This window comes from Yoonia sp. I 8.24 (genome assembly GCF_022096995.1).
In the GTDB taxonomy this organism is placed as follows: Bacteria; Pseudomonadota; Alphaproteobacteria; order Rhodobacterales; family Rhodobacteraceae; genus Yoonia.
In genome coordinates this window covers 1-24,756 of the sequence record NZ_JACXGQ010000011.1, presented here as the reverse complement: position 1 = coordinate 24,756, position 24,756 = coordinate 1, and the positions used below count along the sequence as shown (strand labels likewise).

Genomic DNA, 24,756 nt, shown 5'->3' with positions numbered 1-24,756 from the left:
GCAACTATCCACGCGGTGCTAGCGAAATGAGGGCTTAGTTGCAAGCATATGCACGACTAGCATGGGTCATCCCGGCGCGATTTTAGCAATCTCTGACCTGAAATATGCAAGGGATACTGTGGCGTGATTTCCAGCGATGCCGTGGTATTTTGACTGCCCAGATGACGTCGGCAGACCCGCCCAAATCGCCGCGAGGTTATTCATAAACCGCTGCTGACTGATTTGTCCGGCCCGAAACGCGGGCAGACCCGCATCGGCCAAGAGCACATCCGCAAGCCGATCTTGCATCGCAGGGCTAAACCGATCGCTGTGGCGCGCACCCGTTTGTTCAACCACGCGGGCCAGCGTATCTGGAATAAACTGATAGCGTCCAATGGCATGCGGCTGACCTGGGGTTGCCGCGATCCAGGCAAAAATTTCACCAATCGTCATCTGTGTTGGGGGTTTATCAGGCTTGACCGTCGCGCCATGCTGCACTGCATCATACCCAGCAAAGGGCGATTCGGCGCGCCCAATGACTGCGCGCACATGGGCGACTACATCAGGGTTCGCATCAAGTGGCGCGCCTTGCCTAAGCATGACAGGGAACGGGGCGAATAGACTGCCCTCAGCATTACCTGCAAATAGGCTCGCCCCGGTCGATGTTGTTTCCACCGCATCCGTTGAACGTGCGAGCAACCCTTGCGCCTGCCCAAAAGCGCCATCACCAACAAGCGACCCCGTTTCCGCCCGGCAGATCACCGGCCAAATCAGCATCGCACAGCACAATGTCAGCCGCAGTATCACCATGAACTGGAACATCGGGTAAATTCGTTTCGTTTTCGTTGCCAAAAACGAGAAAGGCCGCATTGGTTTCCCAATACGGCCTTAAATCAATCATGTCATTGTCAGCTTAGGCTGCCAATGCATCCTTGGCTTTACCAACGATTGTCGCAAATGCGTCAGGTTCGTTCACGGCCAGATCAGCCAGAACCTTACGGTCGACTTCGATGCCAGCCAATGTCAGGCCGTTGATGAACTTTGAATAGTTCAGTGTTTCATCAACCGACCGCACACCTGCGTTGATCCGCTGAATCCACAAAGCGCGGAAGTTGCGCTTGCGATTATGACGGTCGCGGGTTGCATATTGGTTGGCTTTGTCGACGGCCTGTTTGGCGACTTTAAAAGTCTTTGACCGACGATCGTAATAACCTTTGGCAGCGTCGAGAACTTTTTTGTGACGACGATGAGTGACTGTACCACCTTTAACGCGCATATCCTAAATCCCTCTAATTAACGTGCGTAAGGCATCATTGATTTAACGATACCTTCATCAGCTTTGCACAATGTGGTCGTGCCACGTGCGTTACGGAGGAATTTGTTCGAGCGTTTGATCATGCCGTGTTGCTTGCCCGCTTGGGCAGCCACGACACGGCCAGAGGCCGTCACTTTGAACCGCTTTTTGCAGCTCGATTTTGTCTTCATCTTCGGCATTTCCGTCTCCTCTTTGGGTCGGTAGAAAACGCGACTCGGCATGCCATATCGGCCGGACGCGCGGGTTCAGACGCGCCGTATAGGACGCATCCGAACAATTGGCAAGTGGATTAGAGCAGATAGCGCCCGATGACATCGACAAAGATCTCGTCAATCGTCGAAATCCCATAGACGCCCGGATTCTCCTGCAACGCATAAGCAATACTGACGCCGCCCAGCACACCAAATGCGACCGCGACACGCGGGAATCGACGATCCGAGAACGCCGCAATCAAAGCCGGAATCGCGAAGGCGCAGCACAGCACGCCCACCACAAAGATCAGGTCATAATCCATATTCACGTTCCCGTTACACGACTTTTCGGTAACTTAGTCCGCTTCCGCCGGAAAAATCAAACGTTCATCGCATGGAGCGACACGCAAAATGTTGGTTGAACCCGGTGTGTTGAACGGCACGCCAGCGGTAATTACGACCATATCGTCTTTGGTCGCTAGGTTTTGGCCAATGGCCGCACGGACCGCCGCAATCACCGCATCCTTAAAGCGGTCAACCGGGCCAGTGACCACACAGTTTGTCCCCCAAGACAAGCAAAGGCGACGCGCCGTATCAATATGGCTGGTCATGGCAATAATCGGCACACGGGGGCGTTCGCGTGATACAAGCAAGGCAGTCGTGCCGGATTGTGAGAAACAGCAGATTGCTTTGACGTCGGTCGTTTCCGCAATTTCGCGCGCCGCAGACACAATACCGTTCGCAACGGTCTTACCGTCGGTGTGGCGAGATGCCTCGATGATATCCGTGTAGGTTGGGTCGGTTTCGACCTCACCTGCGACATTGTTCATCGTGGTGACAGCTTCGATCGGATAATCGCCTGCCGCTGATTCCGCAGAAAGCATGATCGCATCTGCGCCTTCATAAATCGCGGTCGCGACGTCGGATACTTCGGCGCGGGTCGGCATTGGAGAATCGATCATCGATTCCAACATCTGCGTCGCAACGATCACCGGCTTGGCAGCCGCGCGTGATTTGCGGATCAGTTGCTTTTGGATTGGGGGCACCGCGTGCACCGGCAATTCTACACCCAGATCACCACGCGCAACCATGATGCCATCACTGACCTTAAGAATTTCATCAAACGATTTCACAGCGTTTGGTTTTTCAATTTTAGACAGGATCGCAGCGCGACCTTTCGCCAAGGCACGGGCTTGCTCAACATCGGCGGCGCGCTGCACGAACGATAGGGCCAACCAATCGACACCCAACTCGCATACGAATTCGAGATCTTTGAGATCCTTTTCAGACAGCGCCGCCAATGGCAGGGTCACGTCTGGCACGTTCACGCCTTTGCGGTTCGAAATTGTGCCGCCGACGATGACTTCACAATCCGCAAAAGTCGCGCCGCAGTCTTTGACGCGCAGCTTGATTTTGCCGTCATTCACCAACAAATGCGCGCCGGGCTCTAGGGCATCAAAAATTTCTTTATGCGGCAGCTTCACGCGATTGACGTCGCCTTCGGCATCATCAAGATCCAACCGGAACGATGCACCAACGACCAGCTCTTCTTCACCATTTGCGAAGACACCAACACGCAGTTTCGGCCCCTGCAAGTCAGCAAGAATTGAGATCGGGCTGTCCAAGTCTTTTTCGACCTGACGAATAATTTCGTGGCGGACGCGAATTTCAGCATGGTCGCCATGCGACATATTTAGACGAAAGACATCTGCACCTGCTTCGTGCAACGCACGGATCATTTCGTAATCATTAGAGGCAGGGCCAAGTGTGGCGACGATCTTTACGTTACGGTGGCGTCTCATGATAATTCCTTCGTGCGTCTAATGCCGTTAGCGATAACACCCGGCTTTGCGCCCTTATTGCGCAATTCTATCTCTATCACAACTAGCCTACTACGCGTGACACCGGAATGACATCAAACATGTCACACGCGCCCTTTTTATGGGCCCCCATTGCAGTTAGGTTAAGACAACAACGGAGGATACCATGGACGACCAAACCCGGATCGAGATCGAAGCTGCAGCATTTCGGCGCCTGCAACACCATTTGATGCAAGATCGGCCTGATGCACAAAACATCGATATGATGAATCTAGCCGGATTCTGCCGCAACTGCCTGTCACGTTGGTACCAAGAGGCCGCGAACGAACATGGCATAGAGATGGACAAAGACGCAGGACGCGAAGCGTTCTATGGAATGCCGTTTGCGGAATGGAAAGCAAAACACCAGACCGAAGCAAGCCCCGAGGCGCAAGAGGCATTTAAGGAATCGCATGGTTGAGGGTTGGGCCACCAAATGCGGTGACCCAAAGCGTGCGAACGCTAAAAACTATAGTTTGCGCCGATCGCAAAACCAATCAGGCCGTAATCTTCTTCGCCGTCGCGGACAGATTGATAGTTCTGCGCTTCTGCTCCGAAGTTAATATCCAATGCGCCCGCGCCAACTGCACGCGACCATGTGAACCCTGTGCTCAGTTCGGATGCAGCGACTTGATGAAAATCGTCATCTTCGTCTTCGATGCCGAATACAACGGACGTGCGCGCACCACCGTAAAACCCAAACCCTTTTCCCAAATCTGACGTAATTTTGGCCGCAATAACTGGACCCGTCGAACCATCCCACTCACCATCTGGCGCCAAAAGTTTAAGACGCCGGACACCAGCACTGAATTCGGCAGATACTGTGTCGCTCAGCGCAATCTGGGACACATACTCTAGGTCTGCGTACCCCAGCTCGATATCGGCGCCGCCTTCATCGACAGCAGCAAACCCAAAGACGCGCAAACGGACAGAATTGTCATCAGATGTGTTGTAGCCAAAGGTCACACGCCCACCGGTGGACAGATCCTCTTGCTGTTCGTCGCCCCCAGTATCACTCCACTGAAATTGCAATATTTCATAGCCCGCGTAAAAACCACCTGCGTCTTGTGCCAGCGCTGACGTCGCAAAAAGACTGGCAACTCCGGCTAGGGCTGCACCAAAAACTTTCATAATACTTTCCTCTATTGATCACGAGCAAACCTCGCTCAATGTAACCAACAGCTGAGAGGGCAGCTTTAATCCCAACTCATTTGAAAAAAGACAAAATAAATCAAAACGGACACCGAACATATATGCCCAATGCAAAAGCCGCAGGGGGGTACCCTGCAGCTCAATAATACCTCTAGCGAAATATGTTAGATGCCAGCCTTGCGGCTTTCTTCTAGGTAAATCTCGCGCAGACGACCTGCGATCGAACCCGGTGTGCCAGTGCCGATTTTAGCGCCGTCGATTTCGACCACAGGCATCACAAATGTGCTGGCCGAGGTGATAAACGCCTCATCCGCCTCTTGCGCCTCGGCAATGGTAAAGCTGCGTTCTTCGACTTGCATTTGGGCTTCGCGCGCAAAACGCAAAACTGCGGCACGGGTAATACCGTGCAAGATTTCATTGCCAAGGTTGCGGGTAATGATCGTATTACCTTTGACGATATAGGCGTTGTTTGACGTGCCTTCGGTTACGGCCCCATCTTCAACCATCCATGCGTCGTCGGCACCCGCGGCCTTGGCCATCATCTTGCCCATGGATGGGTAAAGTAATTGCACGGTCTTAATGTCACGACGCGCCCAGCGCTGATCTTCGATAGAGATCACTTTGATGCCTTTTTGCGCGACCGGATTATCGGCAAGACCGGGTTTGTTTTGCGTGAACAGCACCACAGTTGGCGTAGTTGCTTCGGGATCGGGAAAAGCAAAGTCACGGTCATCAGGTGCACCACGTGTGATTTGCAGATAAATCATGCCCTCTTCGATGCCGTTCAAACGGACCAGTTCACGATGCACCTCAAGCAAATTGGGCAGCACGGCCGGGTGCGGCATGTCCAGCTCATCCAAGGAACGTGCGAGCCGCTTCGCGTGACCATCAAAATCGATCAGCTTACCGTCCAGAACTGATGTCACCTCGTAAACACCGTCGGCCATCAAGAACCCGCGATCAAAGATCGAAATCTTGGCTTCGTTTTCAGGTAGGTAGTCGCCGTTGACGTATACTGTGCGCATGGTCATCCCCATAATGCGGCGGCAGGTGCATGCACGCCTTTGTCATCAAATTGCAGTGGTTGGTCACGGTCTTCGGCCAATAACAGCGGGCCGTCAAGGTCCGTAAACGCCACGCCCTGCGCCAAAATGGTCGCTGGGGCCATCGCAAGCGACGATCCGACCATGCAGCCGACCATCACGCCATAACCTTCTTTGATCGCTTGTTCTTTTAAGGCAAGAGCCTCGGTCAATCCGCCAGTTTTATCAAGCTTGATATTCACCATATCATATTTGCCCATTAAGCCCGGCAGGCTTGCGCGATCATGACAGCTTTCATCGGCGCAAACGGGCAAGGGCCGCGCGATCTCAGCAAGCATATCATCGGCACCTGCGGGCAACGGCTGTTCAACCATCCGCACACCAAGGCGGATCAGATGTGGGGCAAGATCGGCATAAACATCCGCTGTCCAGCCTTCGTTGGCGTCCACGATAATCTGCGCGTCAGGCGCACCGCGGCGCACGGCCTCTAGCCGGGCCATATCGTCCGGGGTGCCAAGCTTGATCTTTAACAGCGGACGAAACGCGTTTTTTGCGGCCTGCACTTGCATCGCATCAGGCGTGTCCAGTGACAGGGTGAAGGCCGTGATCTCGGGGCTGGGCGCGGGCAAACCCAACAAATCCCACACGCGTTTACCCGCACGTTTCGCCGCGTGATCCCAATACGCACAATCCAGCGCATTACGCGCAGCCCCAGCGGGCAATGCATCAGGCAAATCGCTCCAGGCCCCGTCGAAACCTGCAATCTGCGCGGTGACGCTATCAAGCGTTTCATCGTAGCGGGCATAGGGCACACATTCGCCGCGCCCGACCACGCCGTCATCGCGTACAGTTACAGTCAACACTTCGGCCTGCGTACGCGACCCGCGACTGATGGTGAATACCTGCGCGAGTCGAAATACATCAGAGTTCACTTCAATCTGCATGCCCACCCCTTCTTTTTTCCACAAAATACTCCCGGCGGAGCCGATCAGATTTTGCTAAATCTGATCTTATAGCCCCGCAAGCGCATCGACCAGACGGCCAGCGCCTTGGCGATATGTATCAACAGCCGGCAGCCCCATGCGGGCTTCGACTTCGGCCAGATATGCCTCGGCTTCCGGTTCAGACAGATGCTGGGTGTTCACTGAAACACCAATCACTTGGCAGTCGGGGTTCGCAATACGTGCCAACGGAAGCGCTGTATCACGCAATTTTTCAAGGCTTTGCAACGCATACCCCGGAAGACCGCGCATATGGGCGCGGGTCGGTTCATGCGCCAACACAAGCGCGTCGGGCTGGCCGCCATGAATCAACGCCATTGTCACACCAGAATAAGACACGTGGAACAGGCTGCCCTGCCCCTCAATGTGATCCCAATGATCATCATCATTGTCCGGGGTCAGGTATTCGACCGCACCCGCCATGAAATCAGCGATCACAGCGTCAAGCGGTACACCGCCCCCGGTGATCAAAATCCCTGTCTGGCCGGTCGGGCGGAAGGTGGAATTCATGCCGCGTTTTTGCATCTCAGCATCCATCGCAAGCCCGGTATACATTTTCCCAACGGAACAATCTGTCCCCACGGCAAGGCAGCGTTTTCCGGACCGTTTTTTGCCATTCGCAATTGGATAGGCGACAGACGGAATGCGCACATCAAATAGGGTGCGTCCGTTCACACGTGCAGCCGCCATCAGGTCGTTTTCATCGCGCAGCAAATTGTGCAGACCCGAAGCAACATCAAAGCCCATTTGCAGGGCTTCTACCAAGACCTCTTTCCACGCATCCGAAATCACGCCACCGCGATTGGCGACCCCGATAACAAGCGTCTTTGCGCCAGCCTCTTTCGCTTGGGCGAGCGTCATATCGGCAATGCCGACGTCTGCACCACAACCTGGCATGCGAAATTGCCCGACGGCGTTATCGGGGCGCCAATCTTTGATCCCCTGCGCCACCTTCGCGGCAAGCTGATCAGGCGCATCGCCAAGAAACAAAAGATATGGGGTCTGGATCATGGGACTACTCCGAATGCAGGGAAAACTCTTTCTTGACGATTACAGCGCCAATCACGGGAATTCTTTGCTATCTCAGCCCATTGCCCGCCAGAAGACGCAAGAATATAGCGCAAAATTGCAATAGTTCGAATAATTTTGCGTACTGCCCGTAGGGTGGATCTCGATCCACCAGCGCACAAAAAAACCCGGGCGCGAACGCCCAGGTCATGCTCACTTAACAAAGGTTAAGTATTAGCCTTTTGAGAACTCTGGGTAGGCTTCCATGCCCAGCTCGGACACGTCCAAACCGTTGATTTCAGCTTCTTCAGAAACCCGGATACCGACGGTTGCTTTCAGGATGAACCAGACAACAGCCGATGCAACGATGGTCGCAAGACCGATCACAACGATACCGAACAGTTGGTCGCCAATGGTTGCAGTGCCAGTCAGCACAACAGCCAGCGTACCCCAGATACCGCAGACGAGGTGAACTGGAATCGCGCCAACAACGTCATCGATCTTGAACTTATCAAGAAGTGGTACGCTAACAACAACCAAGACGCCGCCAATCATACCAATGATCGTAGAAAGGCCCAAAGACGGTGCCAAAGGCTCGGCCGTGATAGACACCAGACCAGCAAGTGCGCCGTTCAGAACCATTGTCAGGTCGACTTTTTTGTACAAAAGCTGTGTGAGAAGCAGCGCAGCAACGGCACCACCAGCAGCAGCCGCGTTGGTGTTCGAGAAGATGCGCGAAACATCTGCAACGTCGCCAACAGAACCCATTGCAAGCTGTGAGCCGCCGTTAAAGCCGAACCAACCCATCCACAAGATGAATGTACCCAATGTCGCCAATGGCAGGTTTGAGCCCGGGAAAGGTGTTACCTTACCATCTTTGTATTTGCCCAAACGTGGTCCAAGAATGATCGCACCAGTCAACGCAGCCCAGCCACCAACAGAGTGAACGATGGTCGAACCAGCAAAGTCAGAGAAGCCAGCTTCGCCAACAAAACCGCCGCCCCAAGTCCAAGACGCAGTGATTGGGTAGATGATTGCAGTCAAGATGATCGTGAAGATCAAGAATGGCCACAGTTTGATACGCTCAGCGACGGTACCAGAAACGATCGATGCGGTTGCCGCACAGAACATCAGCTGGAAGAAGAAGTCTGAACCGGTTGACGCATAGCCGTAGTCGTCAGCACCTTCTGCCGTCACACCAACAGCTTCCAGAACACCTGGACCGAAGAGGCCAGATAGGTAGCCTTCGATTGCCCAATCGCCCAGTGGGTACATCAGGTTGTAACCGATGAGGTAGTAGAAGATTGACGCCAAACCAAACAGCGCGACGTTTTTGGTCAGCTGTGTGGTCACGTTCTTAGAGCGCACCAGACCGGCTTCCAACATGGAAAAGCCCGCAGCCATGAAGAATACAAGAAAGCCGCCGATCAAGAACAGCAGCGTGTTAAAGATAAAGACGGAATCCGTTGGCACGGCGACCGCCACTTCGGCGTCCTGTGCAAAGGCCACCAACGGCATCGCGGTCGCGAGCGCTGTGGCTGGAATAAGATTTGAGAGTTTCATTAGTGTCTGTCCCTTGTTTTTTGGGCGCGCTTAAAGCGCGTCGTCGTTTGTCTCGCCTGTCCGCACGCGAACGGCGCTTTCAACGTCGAGAACGAAAATCTTGCCGTCGCCGATTTTTTCGGTTTTAGCGGTGGATGCGATGGTGGAAACCACCTGCTCGGCCATCGACGCTGGCACGACGACTTCAAGCTTGACCTTTGGCACGAAATTCACGGCGTATTCTGCGCCGCGGTAAATTTCAGTGTGGCCGGATTGCGAGCCGAAGCCCTTGATTTCTGACACCATCATGCCACGTACACCCACGGTGGTCAGCGCTTCGCGGACCTCCTCGAGTTTAAACGGCTTGATTGTTGCAATGATGAGTTTCACGTTCTTCCCCTTGCAATATTTAAATGCACGCCGCTTTTGCAGCGACGGCTTGCAAGGGGACAAAAACCGTGTGTGTCCCGTCCGAGCAAGGTTTCCGAGGTGTTAAACTGCCCCAAAAACGACCACAGTTGCACAATTTTTGCACAAACTACCACAATAGCCTACTTTTTGTGCGATATAAAAACATGGTATGCACGACTCATCGTGCTCTACATTTGTGAAAACCGACGTTATGGTTGTAAAAAACCTGATAAATAATCAATCGAGCAGACAATGACTGGAAACGGCAATAAGCGGACACCTTTGGTGGCAGATAAGCGCTACCCGGCGAAAAAAACGCCAAAAAAGAAGCCCGCGCCAAAGAAAAAGCCAACCGCGAAACCTGCGGCCCGCCGCAAATCCGCGCCAAAGCCGCGCAAGCCGCGCGGGCTATTGGGCTGGATTCTGCTGCCGTTCCGTTGGGCCTTGCGCATCATTTGGGCCGTTAGCTGGCGTCTTGGTCTTGTCGTTGGCCTGATCATCGCCGGATTTTCATTCTATTTCGCAGCTCAGATGCCCCCCGTTGAAGAGCTAATTGACGGGCGGACGCGTGGATCGGTCACAATGACCGACTTCCGCGGCGAAGTCTTTGCTTGGCGCGGTGACCAGTTTGGCGGCATGGTCACAGTGAATACCGTATCGGACCACCTTACCAATGCGGTGATCGCCACCGAGGATAAGCGTTTCTATCGCCACTTTGGTATTTCCCCGCGCGGGATCGCATCCGCTGTACGGATCAACCTGCGCGAAGGGCGCGGGCCGCTGTCTGGCCACGGGGGCTCTACAATCACGCAGCAAACCGCCAAACTGCTTTGTCTTGGCGTGCCCTATGATCCAACAAAATGGGAATCCGAAACTGATTATGAAAGAGACTGCCGCCAAGGCTCGCTTTGGCGTAAAGCCCGCGAAGCTGTGTATTCTGTTGGTATGGAAATCGCCTACACCAAAGACGAAATCTTATCCATTTATCTGAACCGCGCCTACCTAGGCGCAGGTGCACGCGGCTTTGAGGCCGCATCGCAGCGCTACTTTGGCATTCCGGCAAGAGCGTTAGACCCCGCGCAGTCGGCGATGTTGGCCGGGTTGCTCACCGCGCCGTCAACCTTAGCGCCTACCGCCAATTTGCAGCGCTCCCAGAACCGTGCTGCTGTCGTCGTCGGCTTGATGGAGGCCCAAGGCCATTTAACGACCGCCGAGGCTGATGAGGCCCGAACCAACCCCGCGACCCTATCGGAAACCGCACGCGCAAATGCCGCCACCTTCTTTGCCGATTGGATTATGCGCAGTGGACCAGAATCGTTCACCCGCAACACCACCGAAGATGTGCATATCCGCACCACCCTTGATCCCGCAATCCAAGCAGCCGCCGAAGAGGCGATGATCAGCGTGTTCGAGGAAAGGGTCAGCGCCGATTCAACAGCACAAGCCGCGATTGTCGTTATGTCGGCAGACGGCGCGGTCCGCGCAATGGTCGGCGGGCGCAACATCGGTGAAACGGGCGCGTTCAACCGCGCGACCCAAGCCAATCGGCAGACTGGGTCTTCGTTCAAACCGTTTATCTTTGCTGCGGCGCTTGATCTTGGCGTGTCACCTTACACCATGATCGATGATGCCCGCACGTGTTGGAGCAGACGCGGCGCAGGCGATTGGTGCCCCGAAAACTATGACCGCGAATTCAAAGGGCCGATCACCCTGATCCAGTCCCTTGCCGAAAGCCGCAACATCCCTGCGATTGTCTTATCCGAGGACGTCGGTCGCGAACTGGTACGCAACGTCGCCAACGGCTTTGGGCTCAACGGAGACTTGGCGGCGGGGCCTGCCCTAGCGCTGGGCGTGTCCGAAAGCACTCTGCTGGATATGACAGGTGCCTATGCAGGCATTTTGAACGGTGGGTCGCAAGTGACACCCTATGGTTTGGTGGATCTGCGCATCCGTGGCGACAGCGATTCACTGATGGATTCGCAAGGATCCGGCATCGGCGAACGGATCATCAGTCAAAACGCGGCACGTCAGCTGACGTGGATGATGACAAAAGTTGTTGAAGAAGGCACCGGAGGTCGCGCGCAGATTGATGGTTGGGAAATCGCGGGTAAAACCGGCACCACCCAAGGGGCACGTGACGCGTGGTTTATCGGATTTACCGGCGATTATGTCACCGGGGTTTGGATGGGCAACGATGATAACCGTCCACTGACAGGTGTCACAGGTGGCGGGCTGCCCGCAACGATTTGGCGCGAAACCATGACCCGTGTTCTGGCCGATAAAACACCAACGCCGCTACCGCTGACTGTACCGGAACGCCCTGTCGATTCTGGTCTCTTGCACAGCGAAGGCGGTGAAGTGCTGGATCAAGATATCCTGAATCTGCTGGATTCGATTATCGGCGACTAATATTCGCCTTCTTCGCAGCGCGAATAGCGAAACGCATAGCCGTTCCACACCATAATGATGCCGGTCTGTTCGGCGTCATTCATTAGGATGGCACGTTCTGACCAAGTTTGCCCCTCGCCCGAGCATTCCATCTGAAAAATGGTTGCGTCCATATCGTTGATATCAACGGGGTTGGTCATGCGGCATTGCATTTCAACGCCATAAAAAATCCCGTCTTTGATCTCAAGCGACCCGCCATCAACACCAACCAACGCGCATTCCGAATGGGCCGTCTGTTTATAGACACCGTCAAATGGGACGGCAAACGCGAGATTAGGGGCAAGCAGGGCAAAGGCAATTTTAGGTAAATATGTCATATCATCAAGGCTAGCGGGAATACGGTAAGATGATCAATCTCTTAAATGAATGTTTGCCCGTAAATTCACAGGTGTAGATTGAAGGTTAACACCCTTGTGTTTTGCTATAGGTTGCGCAAAATCTGCGCAGGTAAGGAAATTTTCACGCATGCCCGACAACGCCAAAGGTCTGTCTCAACTGCGCGCCGCCCGACAGTCTAGCCGTGCGCTCTATTGGGCCGTCGCAATTTTCAGCTTTTTTGTGAACCTGTTGATGCTGACCGGGCCGCTTTATATGTTGAACGTCTATGACCGCGTGCTGAGCTCGCGGTCGTTTGAAACGTTGATCGCGCTATCGGCTCTCGTTGGGTTTCTATACGGGATGATGGGTATTTTGGATTATGTCCGCGGCCGGGTCATGGCCCGTGTTGGTGCAGAGTTTCAAACGCAGCTAGACCGTCCGGTCTTTGCCGCCGTAATGCAAGCTACGACGTTAGCGCGCGCGCCGCGCGAAGCAGCGACAGGGTTGCGCGATCTCGAATCCATCCAGCGCATGATCACGTCTCCGGCGCTGATGGCGGCATTTGATCTGCCTTGGGCACCTCTGTTTTTTATGGGCATTTTCATATTCCACCCGCTGATGGGGATGCTTGCGGTCATTGGGGCCGTCATATTGATCGCAGTGGCACTGATGAACCAATTTAGCAGCCGCAAGCCGTTAACCAGATCGCAGGCCGCACGGTTTGCAGCGGACCAAATGGGCAGCCAAATCCGTCAAGAAAGCGAAATGGTACATTCGCTAGGTATGCGCGATGCAGCCTTTGGGCGCTGGCAACGCGCGCGCGGAAAATCGCTAGAGGCAACCATATCAGCCGCAGATACATCGGGTACGTTTACAGCACTGACCAAAACGTTCCGGCTTATTTTGCAATCGGCAATGTTGGGTCTTGGGGCCTATCTTGTGTTGAACAACCAACTGTCGCCCGGTGCGATGATTGCTGGGTCAATTCTATTGGGTCGCGGGCTTGCACCGATTGAATCGATTGTCGGCCATTGGGCGGTATTCCAAAGCGGGCGCGAAGGCTGGCACAACTTGTCGGTCTTGCTTAGCGCCGTTCCCGCCGATACCGCGCATACCACATTACCAAAGCCAAACGCGCATTTGCGCGTGGAACAAGTGACCGTGGTCCCGCCCGGTGAAACCCTGCCGGCGTTGCGTGCCATGAGCTTTGAGGTCAAACCCGGCCAAGCCGTTGGCGTAATCGGCACCTCCGGCGCCGGGAAATCCACACTGGCGCGGGTGTTGACAGGGGTATGGCAACCTGCGGGCGGCAAGGTTCGTTTGGACGGTGCGGCGCTTGACCAATATGATCCGGATACCTTGGGGCAATATATCGGATACTTGCCGCAGCGCGTACAGTTGTTCGACGGCACAATCAAAGAAAACATCGCCCGGATGGCGTTGCAGCCAGATGACGCCGCCGTGGTCAAAGCCGCGCAAAAATCCGCAGCACATGATATGATCCTGCGGTTGCCCGATGGCTACGACACACGTGTAACCGCCACTGGTGGCCGGTTGTCAGGCGGGCAAATTCAGCGGATCGGCTTGGCGCGCGCGCTTTACGGTGATCCCGTTATGCTGGTCTTGGATGAACCCAATTCGAACCTTGATAACGAAGGATCAATTGCGCTGAACCGCGCGATCAAAACGCTCAAATCCGAAGGGGCGATTGTGTTTATCATGGCGCACCGGCCCGCCGCGATCCAAGAATGCGACGCGCTCTTGGTGATAGAAAACGGCGCGCGCCGTGCCTTTGGGCCCAAAGATGCCGTGATGGCCGAGATGGTCAAAAATCACGGCGACATTCAACGCGCAAGCGGCAAAGCCGGGGGTGTCACATGACCGATCCTACCCAACATAACTGGTCTGCAAAACGGCTGCTTTGGGCGGGAATTCTTACTCTGATCGTTCTTGTTGGTGGGTTCGGGACATGGGCCGTACTTGCGCAAATCACCGGCGCGGTTGTCACCAGCGGCCAGATCGAGGTCGACCGCAATCGCCAAGTTGTACAACACCCTGACGGCGGGGTGGTCTCTGAAATCTTGGTGGTTGAAGGCGACACGGTTGAAGCCGGTGATTTACTTGTCCGATTAGATGCATCTGTGTTGCAGTCAGAACGCGCAGTTGTTGAAGGGCAGTTATTCGAAATTCTCGCCAGGCGCGCACGGCTCGAGGCAGAACGCGATGGTGCAGATACGCTGACGTTTGACGCGACCTTGACAGAAGCAGGCACGGTTGAAGCGGCCGAGTTGATTGCAGGGCAAAACCGGCTTTTTGCGGCCCGTCGCGACTCGAACCAAAGTGCTGTCGAACAGCTACACCAGCAAAGCGCCCAAATCGCGAGCCAAATCGACGGCATCACCGCACAGCAAACCGCCCTTGCAACCCAGCGCGCCTTGATCGCACAAGAGCTGGCAGATCAGCAAACGCTGCTTGACCGCGGACTTGCGCAGGCCAGCCGGGTTTTGTCATTGCAACGCGAAGAGGCCAGCCTGCTTGGCACGATGGGTGATCTGTCCGCACAAGCCGCGCAAGCCGCTGAACGCGCCACCGAAATCGACCTGCAAATCTTAGCGCTTTCAACAACGCGGCGTGAAGAGGCAATCACCCGACTGCGCGACCTGCAATACAACCAGCTAGAACTGGCCGAACGGCGTCGCACATTGATCCGTCAATTGGATCGTTTGGATATCCGCGCGCCCGTGTCGGGGGTCGTTTACGGCATGCAGGTTTTCGCCGAACAATCTGTCATCCGCGCCGCTGATCCTGTGCTTTTCTTGATCCCGCAAGACCGCCCGCTAGTGATTGCGACCCAAGTGAACGTGCAAGATGTCGATCAGATTTATGTCGGCCAAGAAGTCACGCTGCGCTTTTCTGCGTTTGATCGCAGCCGTACACCCGAACTTTTTGGCACAGTCACCCAAGTCTCAGCCGATGCATTTCAGAACGAAAACTCGGGTCAGTCATTCTACCGCGCCGAGGTGCAATTGAACGATGGCGAAATCGCGCGGCTACCCGCAGATATGACGCTGATCCCCGGCATGCCGGTCGAGGCATTCATTCGGACTGCGGACCGGAGCCCGATGGGATACCTGCTCAAACCGCTGGCAGATTATTTTGCCAAAGCATTCCGCGAGACGTGATTGCACGCAGCCGGATTGCCCGCTAGCGTCCGTCAAAATGACAGGAGATTCCCATGAGCGCGATTGAAACAAAACTGGCCGAATTGGGTGTGACCCTGCCTGACGCACCCGCACCCGCCGCCAACTATGTGCCCTATGTTATTGTTGGCGATATGGTTTACGTGTCGGGCCAAATTTCGGCCTCAGCGGACGGTTTGATAACTGGTAAGCTGGGCGCTGATATAAGTGTAGAAGCGGGTGCTGACGCCGCCAAAGCCTGTGCAATTAGCTTGCTGGCCCAACTCAAGGCTGCTTGTGACGGCGACATCGACCGCCTCGTGCAGGTTGTTAAACTGGTAGGTTTCGTCAATTCCACTGCTGATTTCACGGACCAACCCAAAGTCATCAACGGTGCATCTGACTTTATGGTTGCCGCCCTTGGCGATGCAGGCCGCCATGCGCGCTCTGCAGTCAGCGCGGCCAGCCTGCCGCTAGACGTTGCAGTCGAAATCGAAGCGATCTTTCAAATAAAATGACGCTACCCGCATCCTTCTTTGCCCGCCCGATCACCCACCGCGCCCTGCATGACCGTGCAAATGGACGCGTTGAAAATAGCCTTGCGTCGATACAGGCCGCGATTGATGCTGGCTATGGCATTGAAATTGACGTGCAGCTATCGCGCGACGGGCACGCCATTGTGTTTCACGACGACCTGCTTGATCGGCTGACCGCGCAAACCGGTCCCGTGAAATCACGCGATCTTGCCGAATTGGTGCAGATTCCCCTGACGGATGACGCGGGCAAAATTCCAACGCTGCCCGAGGTTCTGACCACCGTGAAGGGACAAGTCCCGCTGCTGATCGAGATTAAAGACCAAGACGGCGCGATGGGCCCAAACGTCGGCCAGCTTGAAAAGGCCACCGCCGATGCGCTCGCCAACTATACTGGCGACGTTGCCGTAATGTCTTTCAACCCGCATAGCGTGGCCGCGATGGCGCATCTTGCCCCGCAAATCCCGCGCGGGATCACGACCTCTAGCTACCTCTCAAAATTTTGGCCAGAGGTTCCCAGTGGCAGGCGAAATGAATTGCGCGATATCCCAGATTACGACCGCACCGGAGCCTGCTTTATCAGTCATGAGGCCGATGATCTGGACCGCCCACGCGTGACCACGCTAAAATCGCAAGGCGCACGTGTGCTCTGTTGGACCATCCGATCGCCTGAGGCAGAAGCAAAGGCGCGCGAAGTCGCGGAAAATGTGACCTTTGAAGGGTACCGCGCTTGACGCGGACCCGCGCAACCCCAAATCTGTGGATATGACCAACACCCCGATTGAAATTGCAGCGCACCCCAGCCTTGCCAGCATTGACACCGCAGAATGGGATGCCTGCGCCTGCCCCGAAGACGCAACCGGCCGGCCCGTTGACCCGTTCACCACCTATCGGTTCTTACGCGCGGTTGAGGATAGCGGATCAGTGGGTGCGGGCAGCGGTTGGCAACCCCGTTATCTGACAGCGCATCAAGACGGGCAGATGATCGCTGCCGCCCCGCTTTATGCCAAAGGCCACAGTCAGGGCGAATACATCTTTGATCACAATTGGGCGCAGGCCTATGAAAACGCAGGCGGACGATATTACCCGAAACTACAGATCGCCGTGCCATTCACACCAGCGACAGGGCGTCGGTTTTTAACCCGCCCGGGGTTTGAAACCGTCGGTATGTCGGCGCTAATCCAAGGCGCAATTCAAATCGCCGCCGATAATGAATTGTCATCGTTACACGCCACGTTCTGCACCGAGGCCGAGGCCATCGCAGGCGCTGAAATGGGGCTGCAATCGCGCATTGGTCAACAATACCACTGGATCAACGATGACTACGCCGATTTCGACGCATTTCTTGCAACGCTGTCCAGCCGCAAACGCAAAAACATCCGCAAAGAACGCGCCCAAGCGCACGCCTTTGGTGGTGAAATCATCACCCTGACGGGCGATCAAATCCAATCCACCCATTGGGATGCGTTTTGGGAGTTTTACCAAGACACTGGCACTCGCAAATGGGGGACCCCCTATCTCACCCGAGATTTTTTCGACCGGGCACAAGAGAGCTTGCGCGACGACATGCTGCTGGTGTTCGCCATGCACGACGGGCAGGCAGTTGCGGGGGCGCTGAATTTCATTGGCCGTGATACGCTTTATGGGCGGTATTGGGGTTGCACCGAACATCACCCCTGCCTGCATTTTGAAATCTGCTATTACCAAGCAATCGACTTTGCGATCCAAAACAGATTGCACCGGGTCGAGGCCGGTGCCCAAGGTGAGCATAAGCTTGCGCGCGGATACCTACCCGTTGCGACGCATTCTTTGCATTGGTTCGGCGATCCCGGGTTTCGTGACGCCGTTGGGCAGTATCTTGAGGCCGAGCGTGCCGCTGTTGACAATGAAATCGAAATTCTTACCAGCTATGGCCCCTTCAAGAAATCCAACCAAGAGGAACAGCAATGACCCCTTTAGAACGCAAAGAACTGCTTTCGCCACTGCTGGTGAACGGTTGGGCCATGGTCGACGGGCGCGACGCGATCAGCAAGACCTACCGCTTCGCAAGTTTTATTGACGCCTTTGGGTTCATGACACGTGCTGCATTTTGGGCAGAAAAATGGGATCATCACCCCGAATGGACAAATATTTATAAAACGGTCGTCGTTACGTTGACCACGCATGACGCAGGTGGTCTATCGACGCGAGACGTCAAGCTTGGCGAAAAATTGGATGAACTTGCAGGAGGCAGTCTTGGATAAGCTGTTAGATACCGCCATTTGGAATGGAAACACCATCGGAGATGTACTGACGGTACAGTTTCTCGTCTCTATCTTCGGAAATGTCGCTGCCGCGATTTTTATTTTAATTGCCGGATTTATCCTTGGGGGCTGGCTGCGGCGGCGGCTGGTCAAACTTGGGCAAGCAAACCCGCATCTTGATATCACCCTGTTCAACTTCCTAGGCAATATCACCCGCTATGTGGTGATTGGCTTTGCCTTTCTCTTTGTACTCAACACATTTGGCGTTCAAACTACGTCATTTGTCGCGGTCATCGGTGCGGCGGGTTTGGCCATTGGTCTAGCCCTGCAAGGCACTTTGTCGAACGTCGCTGCTGGTGTGATGATCGTATTCTTCCGCCCAGTAAAAATCGGCGATTTCGTCGAGGTTTCTGGCCAAATGGGTACCGTACAAAACGTCACGCTGAACTTTATCGAACTGGCGTCGCCTGCGAACCTACAGATCATCATCCCAAATGCACAGGTTTGGGGCAATACGATCGTCAACTATTCTATCTATGAAACACGTCGCGCAGAATGGGTGTTTGGCGTCGGCTACGGTGCAAATCTAAAGACCGCCGAACAGGTGATCCGCGATACAATTCTTGCCGATCCACGTGCAAAAACCGACCCAGAGCCGTTTATTCAGGTCAATAACCTTGGCGACAGTTCTGTTGATTTTCTGGTGCGTGTCTGGTGCGACCGCGGCGATCTGTTCCAGTTCCAAGCCGATATGAAACGTCAGGTCAAAGAAGCGCTTGATAAAGCCGGGATCGATATTCCGTTCCCGACCCAGACAATTGTACGAGCCAACGGCTAGGCCGACCGGGCGGCGTAAAACGCGCCGCCCAACCTTGTCCTAGTCCATCGCTTCGAGAAGCGTCTCACCCGCAGAAATATCGCATTCACCCGGATTAGATTCAGCGTTCAAAATGCTGACCACACCGTTATCAACCAGCATCGCATAGCGTTTTGAACGGTTGATGAACCCAGCAGGCGGCGCACTAAATTCCATACCGATTGCGGTAGTGAATTCGCTGTGCGCATCCGCAAGCATCGTAATCCCTTCGTCGGTCGCGCGGGTCGCCTCGCCCCATGCTTTCATCACGAATGGATCATTGACCGCGACGCAGATAATCTCATCCACGCCTTTGGCCTTAAAGTCATCAGACGTCACCATAAAGCTGGGAACATGCGCTGTCGAACATGTGCCAGTATAGGCACCCGGCAGGCCAAAGATGATTACTTTGCGGTTTGCCAATTTATCGGCAAGCGCGACTTCCTCTGGCCCGTTGTCGCCCAGCGCCAGCAGTGTTGCATCTGGCAGCGTATCGCCTGTTTTTATTGTCATTATTATTTGCCCCTTCGTGTTTGTTTCTTTTGGTGAGTCCCATATAGATGGGCGTGAAACAAGTGGGTGACCCCCAAGGAGATCAACATGACACATGTCGTCATCGTCGGCGCAGGCCAAGCGGGTGCTGCATTGGCTGCGAAATTGCGCAGTGATGGCTTTGATGGCGACATCACGATGATTGGGGCGGAAACTGTGCCCCCGTACCAGCGCCCACCGCTTTCAAAGGCTTATTTACTTGAGGAAATGCCGAAAGAACGGCTGTATTTGCGCCCCGCCGAATTCTACGAAGATCAGCAAATTTTACTGCGTTTGAGCACCCGGGTGGTCGCAATTGACCGCCAAGGCAAGACCGTCACCCTGTCCGATAACAGTGTTGTGAGCTACGACGAACTGGCACTCACAGTCGGCGCACATCCGCGCATGCTGCCCGCTTCCATCGGTGGTATGCTCGATGGGGTCTACGGAATGCGCGATCTTGACGACGCAGATGCAATGGCACCAGCGCTCGTTGAAGGCCGGCAGGTGTTGATTATTGGTGGCGGCTATATCGGGCTAGAGGCGGCAGCGGTGGCTGCGAAACGCGGGCTAAAAGTCACGTTGGTCGAAATGGCAGACCGCATTTTGCAGCGGGTCGCCGCGCCGCAAACGTCAGATTATTTCCGTGCGCTACACAAGTCACACGGCGTCGATATCCGCGAAGGCGTGGGGCTTGATCGCCTGATCGGCGATGATCGCGTCACCGGCGCGCGCCTAACCGATGGCACCGAAATCGCCATCGATTTTGCCGTTGTCGGGGTTGGGATCAACCCAGCAACGATTCTTGCTGAAAGTGCCGGCATCGCAGTCGATAGCGGGATCACCACCGACGAAAACGGGCGCACCTCTGATCCGCATATCTGGGCCGCGGGCGATTGCGCATCTTGTCTGTTCAAGGGCGCGCGTATTCGGCTTGAAAGTGTGGGCAATGCGATCGATCAGGCCGAAGCCATCGCGCGCAATATCATGGGCAACGATGAACCCTATGCGCCAAGGCCATGGTTCTGGTCGGATCAATATGATTGCAAATTGCAAATTGCCGGCCTGAATACAGGCTACACCGATGTTTATACCCGTATTGGCGATGCACCCGGGGTACAGTCAAACTGGTATTTTAAGGGCAGCGAGCTGTTGGCCGTTGATGCGATGAATGATCCGCGTAATTACATGATCGGCAAACGCCTGATCGAAGCAGGCCGCAGCCCGACGCCCGCGCAAATCACAGATCCAGCGACAGATATGAAGGCGCTTCTTAAGCCATGAGGATCGTTGCAGGCACCCATCGCGGTACGGTCCTAGCAGATGTCGGCGCGGGTGATACGGCCGCGCATTTGCGCCCCACAACAGACCGCGTCCGTGAAAGCCTGTTTAACGTCTTGCAAGGCGGCCGCTTTGGCGATTCGATCAACGGCGTTACTGTGTTGGATCTTTTTGCTGGCACCGGTGCGCTCGGGCTTGAGGCGCTTTCACGCGGGGCATCCCATGTGACATTCGTCGAAAACGGACGTGTGGCGCAAAAGCTGATCCGCGCAAACATCGCAAAACTGCGACGCCAAGCAGACACAAAGCTGATCAGCGCCGATGCGATGCAACTGCCTGCGGGTACAGCCTGTGGGTTGGTGTTTTTGGACCCGCCTTACGGGCACGCGCTTGGTGCAAAGGCCTTGGCGTCGGCAAAGGCCGCCGGATGGATCGCGCCCGGCGCGCTAATCGTTTGGGAAGAAAACACCGCCCAAATCGCCCCCCCCGGATTTTCAACACGTGATCAGCGCCGCTATGGCGACAGCTGGGTCACGTTTCTTGAGGCAAACCAATGACCCCCAAACTGGTAATTTTTGATTGCGACGGCGTGCTGGTCGATACGGAACCGATGACGGATCAGATCATATCGGCCAACCTCGCAGGTTTTGGCCTGACTATCAGCCCCAGCGACGTCCATCACATGTTCGCAGGCGGCACGATTACAGGCGTCGGCGTTGAGGCCACGCGCCGTGGCGCGCAGCTTCCCGATACTTGGGAGGCGGATATCTATGTCGACATATTTGCGGCGCTTCGCAACGGCGTGCCCGTCATCGCGGGGGTGATTGACCTGATCCACGCGCTTGACCGCGCTGGGGTTAAACGCGCCATTGCATCAAACGGCCCCGTGCCCAAGATGGAAATCAGCCTCAGCCCGTCTGGCCTATTTGATCTGTTTGCAGGGCGTATCTATTCAGGCCACGAACATGGGCCCAAACCCAACCCCGATATGCTGCAAAAGATCATGGCAGATCACGGTGCCAGCCCGGATGAAACGGTGATGATCGACGATATGCCTGCTGGTTTCTTAGCCGCCAAAGCTGCGGGTATGCCCTGCTTTGGCTATGTCGCAGATGGCGACCCCACCCGCATCGGCGATACAGGTGCTACACCAATTACCCATATGGACCAAATCACACAGGCGTTGGGGCTGGGTCAAAATACCTGATTGGTGCCCAGCACTTCGGCGGGGGCAACCCACCAATCCATTTGCGAAACCTGAACAATCCGCGCGACATGGCGCGCTGTGGCCATGTCTTTGACCAACCCAAAACATGTCGCGCCCGACCCCGACATGCCTGCAACGCTGACACCGGGCAGTGAATTCAGCTTGGCAAGAACCGTGCTGATTTCAGGGGCAATCGCCTGTGCCGCAGCCTGCATATCGTTACGTTGTTCGCGCAGCCATGCCACGAAAGCATCGTAATCCGCGCCATCTGGCATTGGTGTCATGGGTGCATCGTTTTTATTGGTCATTTTCGCAAATACTTGCGCCGTTGGCACCGCAACCTTGGGACGGACCAGTACAATCGCACAGGCGGGCAGTTGCGGCACAGGCGTCAGTTCTTCTCCAATGCCGGACATGCGCATCGGATTGGGCGCAGCCAAACAGACTGGCACATCCGCGCCGAGCGCTGCTACGGCGGGGTGGTCAGCTTCAAGCGGCGCAACTCCCCAAAGTTCGGCCAGCATCGCCAAGGTAATCGCAGCATCCGATGAACCGCTGCCAATACCCGCCGCATGTGGCAGATGTTTTTCTAACGTTAATGAGGCGCCATCAATAACCCCGCGCACCCGCCGAAGCACCTGCGCTGCCCGCATCATCAGATTGCTTTCATCAGTAGGAACGCCGCCAGAAAACGGGCCGTGCACGCTGATCTTGAGGTCTGGCGTGATTGTTGCGCTCAGCTGGTCACAGACTCCAGCAAACACCACCAGACTATCAAGCAAATGATACCCATCATCACGCTGCCCCGTCACATGCAAGGTGAGGTTAACCTTGGCCGGGGCGATCGCCTTAATTGTCGCCACTGGCCACCCGGATCGGCGCAAGGCCTTCGTCAACGAGCACAAGATCGAGCCCGCGTTCTAGCTTATCACGGATACGCGCGGCATCCTTTTCAAGCGGATCAAATGACAGCGCACGGTTCCATTGAAACTCTGCTTCAATGGTGCGGCCAACAGCCCAATACACATCCCCCAAATGGTCGTTCACTACAGCGTCGACAGGGGCAAGCGCGGCCGCATTTTCAAGCAATCCGACAGCTTCGTCATAGCGCCCAAGCTGGAACAACACCCAGCCAAGACTGTCAATAATCGCACCGCTATCGGGGCGCGCATCCGCCGCAGTTTCGAGCATGCCTAACGCCTCGTCGAGCTTTTCACCGCGTTCGACCAGCGAATACCCCAAATAGTTCAACACCATCGGATGATCGGGTTGGAGCGCAAGCGCCGCACGAAAATCCGATTCTGCACTGGGCCAATCATCCGTTTGGTGATCACAGATACCGCGTGTGTAGTAGACAAACCATTTGGCAGGGTTGTCATCTGAATAAAGGTCGAGCGCACTTGTGTAGGCGGATTTTGCCGCAGCAAACTGTCCATCATGGCGCAGGGCATCTCCGAGGTTTGCAAAAACTTGCGGCATATCAGAATGGCTACGCGAGAGGGCATCCAGCACTTCGATCGCGGCATCAACGCGCCCGCCCGCCTCTAGAACATCAGCCCGGCCCAATTCAGCGGCATAAAACGCTGGGTCATCGCGCGCGACACTGGTGTAGGCCGCGTTGGACAGATCATATTGATCAAGCTTTTCCAGCAAGCCTGCGGTCATCAAAATTGCGACCGAATTGTCCGGCCACAAAAAATTGGCCGAACGGGCGAACATCAATGTGTAAGCGTCAGGCGCGTCATCCATCACCGCGCTGGCGGTGACATGATAGAGCTCGGCAATGCCTTGCTGGGGGGTCGCGACTGCATCATAGGCCACAGCCTCGCCCGCTGCCAACTGCGCGCGCAGCATGACCAGTTCGGGATCCAAATTCGCCCCAAAAATCAGATCAAAAATCGTCAGCGCGTCATCATTGCGGCCCAGCTGGCTGAGGATTTGAACATGGGCGATACCGCTATTGCGATTATAGCGCATCCCGCCCGCGATTGGGGTCGTAAACACGGCTTCTGCACCTTCGAAATCACCGACGGAGGCCAGCGCATAAGCCTTGTGGGTCATGCCGTAGACAGCCAGCCCATCGGTCTCAATGACCCGGTCAAACGCCGCGCGCGCCTTGCGCATATCACCGTTACCTAAATGCGCCCAAGCCTGCGCCACGCCATCAATCAACGGGCTTACCGTGCGGCCATTTTCAAGCCCGCGAAAGATTTCGTCCCAGTTCCCGGCGTCGACATCAGCCGCTTGCAAGACCAAATGTGCCACCTGATTGCGGATATCAAGATCGGCCAACGCCTCTGCGATAACCACCGCTTTATCGAAATCAGCAAGCGCCACATAGGCGGTCAAGTTCAGGTCTAACAGGTCACCATTCGTCGGATCAGCAAGCAACCCTTCGGTCAGATACCGCACGCTGGTTGCAAAATTGCTGTCGAAGACGGCCTGCCGACTGGCCAAATATGCGCCTGCATCCGGATCGGCATGCGCCGCCCCACCAGAGGTCAAAAAGCAAGACACAACGAGAGCGGGAATAAGGGAACGTTTGAGCAAAATACAAATAGCCTTGTGGAAGTTTCAACTACAGCCTACGCACAGCTGACGAAGCTTGCAAACACGTCCTCGTGAACACAGCGGATCACGCTAAATTGGGGGGGGGGGG

27 protein-coding genes are annotated in these 24,756 nt (G+C 55.3%); 12 read left to right on the top strand and 15 right to left on the bottom strand.

The window, feature by feature from the left end; all coding sequences use genetic code 11:
- Positions 1 to 66: 66 nt before the first annotated feature.
- The 5 genes from Yoon_RS16765 to pyk all read right to left on the bottom strand — a co-directional run bounded on the left by Yoon_RS16765 (position 67) and on the right by pyk (position 3,287).
- On the bottom strand, positions 67 to 801 hold the full coding sequence (locus tag Yoon_RS16765; RefSeq protein WP_238113806.1) for a hypothetical protein: 735 nt from the start codon (positions 799 to 801) through the stop codon (positions 67 to 69).
- Positions 802 to 892: 91 nt separating this feature from the next.
- Positions 893 to 1,255 (bottom strand): 50S ribosomal protein L20, encoded by a 363-nt coding sequence (gene rplT, locus Yoon_RS16760; protein WP_106746300.1) that lies wholly within the window; start codon positions 1,253 to 1,255, stop codon positions 893 to 895.
- Between the two features lie 17 nt (positions 1,256 to 1,272).
- On the bottom strand, positions 1,273 to 1,473 hold the full coding sequence (gene rpmI, locus Yoon_RS16755; protein ID WP_238113804.1) for a 50S ribosomal protein L35: 201 nt from the start codon (positions 1,471 to 1,473) through the stop codon (positions 1,273 to 1,275).
- 110 nt (positions 1,474 to 1,583) lie between these two features.
- Positions 1,584 to 1,808, bottom strand: a complete 225-nt coding sequence (locus Yoon_RS16750) for a hypothetical protein (protein ID WP_238113803.1) — start codon at positions 1,806 to 1,808, stop codon at positions 1,584 to 1,586.
- Between the two features lie 33 nt (positions 1,809 to 1,841).
- Entirely contained in the window at positions 1,842 to 3,287 is a 1,446-nt protein-coding gene (gene pyk / locus Yoon_RS16745; protein WP_238113801.1) for a pyruvate kinase, read from the bottom strand.
- 184 nt (positions 3,288 to 3,471) lie between these two features.
- Here pyk and Yoon_RS16740 point away from each other — a divergent pair, with 184 nt between their 5' ends.
- Positions 3,472 to 3,765 (top strand): DUF1244 domain-containing protein, encoded by a 294-nt coding sequence (locus tag Yoon_RS16740; RefSeq protein WP_238113799.1) that lies wholly within the window; start codon positions 3,472 to 3,474, stop codon positions 3,763 to 3,765.
- A 41-nt stretch (positions 3,766 to 3,806) separates the two neighbouring features.
- Here the strand turns inward: Yoon_RS16740 and Yoon_RS16735 are convergent, their stop codons facing one another.
- The 6 genes from Yoon_RS16735 to Yoon_RS16710 form a co-directional block, all read right to left on the bottom strand.
- Positions 3,807 to 4,475: a hypothetical protein gene (locus tag Yoon_RS16735; RefSeq protein ID WP_238113797.1), complete on the bottom strand. Its 669-nt coding sequence runs from the start codon at positions 4,473 to 4,475 to the stop codon at positions 3,807 to 3,809.
- A 185-nt stretch (positions 4,476 to 4,660) separates the two neighbouring features.
- Complete coding sequence (locus Yoon_RS16730) at positions 4,661 to 5,527, bottom strand: D-amino-acid transaminase (RefSeq protein WP_238113795.1); 867 nt, start codon at positions 5,525 to 5,527, stop codon at positions 4,661 to 4,663.
- The gene (gene dgcA, locus Yoon_RS16725) at positions 5,524 to 6,483 is read right to left on the bottom strand and encodes an N-acetyl-D-Glu racemase DgcA (RefSeq protein WP_238113793.1); all 960 of its coding nucleotides are present in this window, start codon (positions 6,481 to 6,483) and stop codon (positions 5,524 to 5,526) included. The genes Yoon_RS16730 and dgcA overlap by 4 nt, the downstream gene beginning before the upstream one ends.
- Positions 6,484 to 6,549: 66 nt before the next feature.
- Entirely contained in the window at positions 6,550 to 7,551 is a 1,002-nt protein-coding gene (gene dgcN / locus Yoon_RS16720; protein WP_238113791.1) for an N-acetyltransferase DgcN, read from the bottom strand.
- Between the two features lie 231 nt (positions 7,552 to 7,782).
- Positions 7,783 to 9,111, bottom strand: coding sequence for an ammonium transporter (locus Yoon_RS16715; protein WP_370642211.1), 1,329 nt, complete (start codon positions 9,109 to 9,111; stop codon positions 7,783 to 7,785).
- A gap of 30 nt (positions 9,112 to 9,141) precedes the next feature.
- Entirely contained in the window at positions 9,142 to 9,480 is a 339-nt protein-coding gene (locus Yoon_RS16710; RefSeq protein WP_113776946.1) for a P-II family nitrogen regulator, read from the bottom strand.
- A 273-nt stretch (positions 9,481 to 9,753) separates the two neighbouring features.
- On the opposite strand from Yoon_RS16710, the gene Yoon_RS16705 reads away from it, so the two are divergent.
- Positions 9,754 to 11,910 carry a transglycosylase domain-containing protein gene (locus Yoon_RS16705; protein WP_238113789.1) on the top strand — a complete coding sequence of 719 codons (2,157 nt, stop codon included), beginning with the start codon at positions 9,754 to 9,756 and terminating at the stop codon, positions 11,908 to 11,910.
- On the opposite strand, the gene Yoon_RS16700 is transcribed toward Yoon_RS16705, so the two are convergent.
- Positions 11,907 to 12,266: a hypothetical protein gene (locus Yoon_RS16700; RefSeq protein ID WP_238113787.1), complete on the bottom strand. Its 360-nt coding sequence runs from the start codon at positions 12,264 to 12,266 to the stop codon at positions 11,907 to 11,909. The two genes, Yoon_RS16705 and Yoon_RS16700, sit on opposite strands and share 4 nt — an antisense overlap.
- Before the next feature lie 148 nt (positions 12,267 to 12,414).
- On the opposite strand from Yoon_RS16700, the gene Yoon_RS16695 reads away from it, so the two are divergent.
- Genes Yoon_RS16695 through Yoon_RS16665 form a run of 7 tightly spaced genes read left to right on the top strand, consistent with a single transcriptional unit; the run spans position 12,415 to position 19,060 of the window.
- Positions 12,415 to 14,148 (top strand): type I secretion system permease/ATPase, encoded by a 1,734-nt coding sequence (locus Yoon_RS16695; RefSeq protein ID WP_238113785.1) that lies wholly within the window; start codon positions 12,415 to 12,417, stop codon positions 14,146 to 14,148.
- Positions 14,145 to 15,449 (top strand): HlyD family type I secretion periplasmic adaptor subunit, encoded by a 1,305-nt coding sequence (locus Yoon_RS16690; RefSeq protein WP_238113784.1) that lies wholly within the window; start codon positions 14,145 to 14,147, stop codon positions 15,447 to 15,449. Before Yoon_RS16695 ends, Yoon_RS16690 begins: the two co-directional genes overlap by 4 nt.
- Before the next feature lie 53 nt (positions 15,450 to 15,502).
- On the top strand, positions 15,503 to 15,964 hold the full coding sequence (locus Yoon_RS16685) for a RidA family protein (RefSeq protein WP_238113783.1): 462 nt from the start codon (positions 15,503 to 15,505) through the stop codon (positions 15,962 to 15,964).
- Positions 15,961 to 16,713 (top strand): glycerophosphodiester phosphodiesterase family protein, encoded by a 753-nt coding sequence (locus Yoon_RS16680; protein WP_238113782.1) that lies wholly within the window; start codon positions 15,961 to 15,963, stop codon positions 16,711 to 16,713. The genes Yoon_RS16685 and Yoon_RS16680 overlap by 4 nt, the downstream gene beginning before the upstream one ends.
- 31 nt (positions 16,714 to 16,744) lie before the next feature.
- Positions 16,745 to 17,929 carry a GNAT family N-acetyltransferase gene (locus Yoon_RS16675; RefSeq protein ID WP_238113884.1) on the top strand — a complete coding sequence of 395 codons (1,185 nt, stop codon included), beginning with the start codon at positions 16,745 to 16,747 and terminating at the stop codon, positions 17,927 to 17,929.
- Positions 17,926 to 18,222 (top strand): 4a-hydroxytetrahydrobiopterin dehydratase, encoded by a 297-nt coding sequence (locus Yoon_RS16670; RefSeq protein WP_238113781.1) that lies wholly within the window; start codon positions 17,926 to 17,928, stop codon positions 18,220 to 18,222. The genes Yoon_RS16675 and Yoon_RS16670 overlap by 4 nt, the downstream gene beginning before the upstream one ends.
- Positions 18,215 to 19,060 (top strand): mechanosensitive ion channel family protein, encoded by an 846-nt coding sequence (locus Yoon_RS16665; protein ID WP_238113780.1) that lies wholly within the window; start codon positions 18,215 to 18,217, stop codon positions 19,058 to 19,060. The genes Yoon_RS16670 and Yoon_RS16665 overlap by 8 nt, the downstream gene beginning before the upstream one ends.
- Positions 19,061 to 19,099: 39 nt before the next feature.
- Here Yoon_RS16665 and Yoon_RS16660 read toward each other — a convergent pair whose 3' ends face one another.
- A complete protein-coding gene (locus Yoon_RS16660; RefSeq protein ID WP_238113779.1) occupies positions 19,100 to 19,591 on the bottom strand; it encodes a peroxiredoxin in 492 nt (163 codons plus the stop codon).
- 87 nt (positions 19,592 to 19,678) lie between these two features.
- On the opposite strand from Yoon_RS16660, the gene Yoon_RS16655 reads away from it, so the two are divergent.
- The 3 genes from Yoon_RS16655 to Yoon_RS16645 are packed head-to-tail and all read left to right on the top strand — an operon-like array spanning position 19,679 to position 22,097.
- The gene (locus tag Yoon_RS16655; RefSeq protein WP_238113778.1) at positions 19,679 to 20,893 is read left to right on the top strand and encodes an NAD(P)/FAD-dependent oxidoreductase; all 1,215 of its coding nucleotides are present in this window, start codon (positions 19,679 to 19,681) and stop codon (positions 20,891 to 20,893) included.
- Entirely contained in the window at positions 20,890 to 21,447 is a 558-nt protein-coding gene (gene rsmD, locus Yoon_RS16650; protein ID WP_238113777.1) for a 16S rRNA (guanine(966)-N(2))-methyltransferase RsmD, read from the top strand. Before Yoon_RS16655 ends, rsmD begins: the two co-directional genes overlap by 4 nt.
- On the top strand, positions 21,444 to 22,097 hold the full coding sequence (locus Yoon_RS16645; RefSeq protein WP_238113775.1) for an HAD family phosphatase: 654 nt from the start codon (positions 21,444 to 21,446) through the stop codon (positions 22,095 to 22,097). The genes rsmD and Yoon_RS16645 overlap by 4 nt, the downstream gene beginning before the upstream one ends.
- On the opposite strand, the gene Yoon_RS16640 is transcribed toward Yoon_RS16645, so the two are convergent.
- The gene (locus Yoon_RS16640) at positions 22,085 to 22,960 is read right to left on the bottom strand and encodes a 4-(cytidine 5'-diphospho)-2-C-methyl-D-erythritol kinase (RefSeq protein ID WP_238113773.1); all 876 of its coding nucleotides are present in this window, start codon (positions 22,958 to 22,960) and stop codon (positions 22,085 to 22,087) included. The genes Yoon_RS16645 and Yoon_RS16640 overlap by 13 nt on opposite strands.
- On the bottom strand, positions 22,947 to 24,647 hold the full coding sequence (locus Yoon_RS16635; RefSeq protein WP_238113771.1) for a tetratricopeptide repeat protein: 1,701 nt from the start codon (positions 24,645 to 24,647) through the stop codon (positions 22,947 to 22,949). The genes Yoon_RS16640 and Yoon_RS16635 overlap by 14 nt, the downstream gene beginning before the upstream one ends.
- Positions 24,648 to 24,756 lie beyond the last annotated feature (109 nt).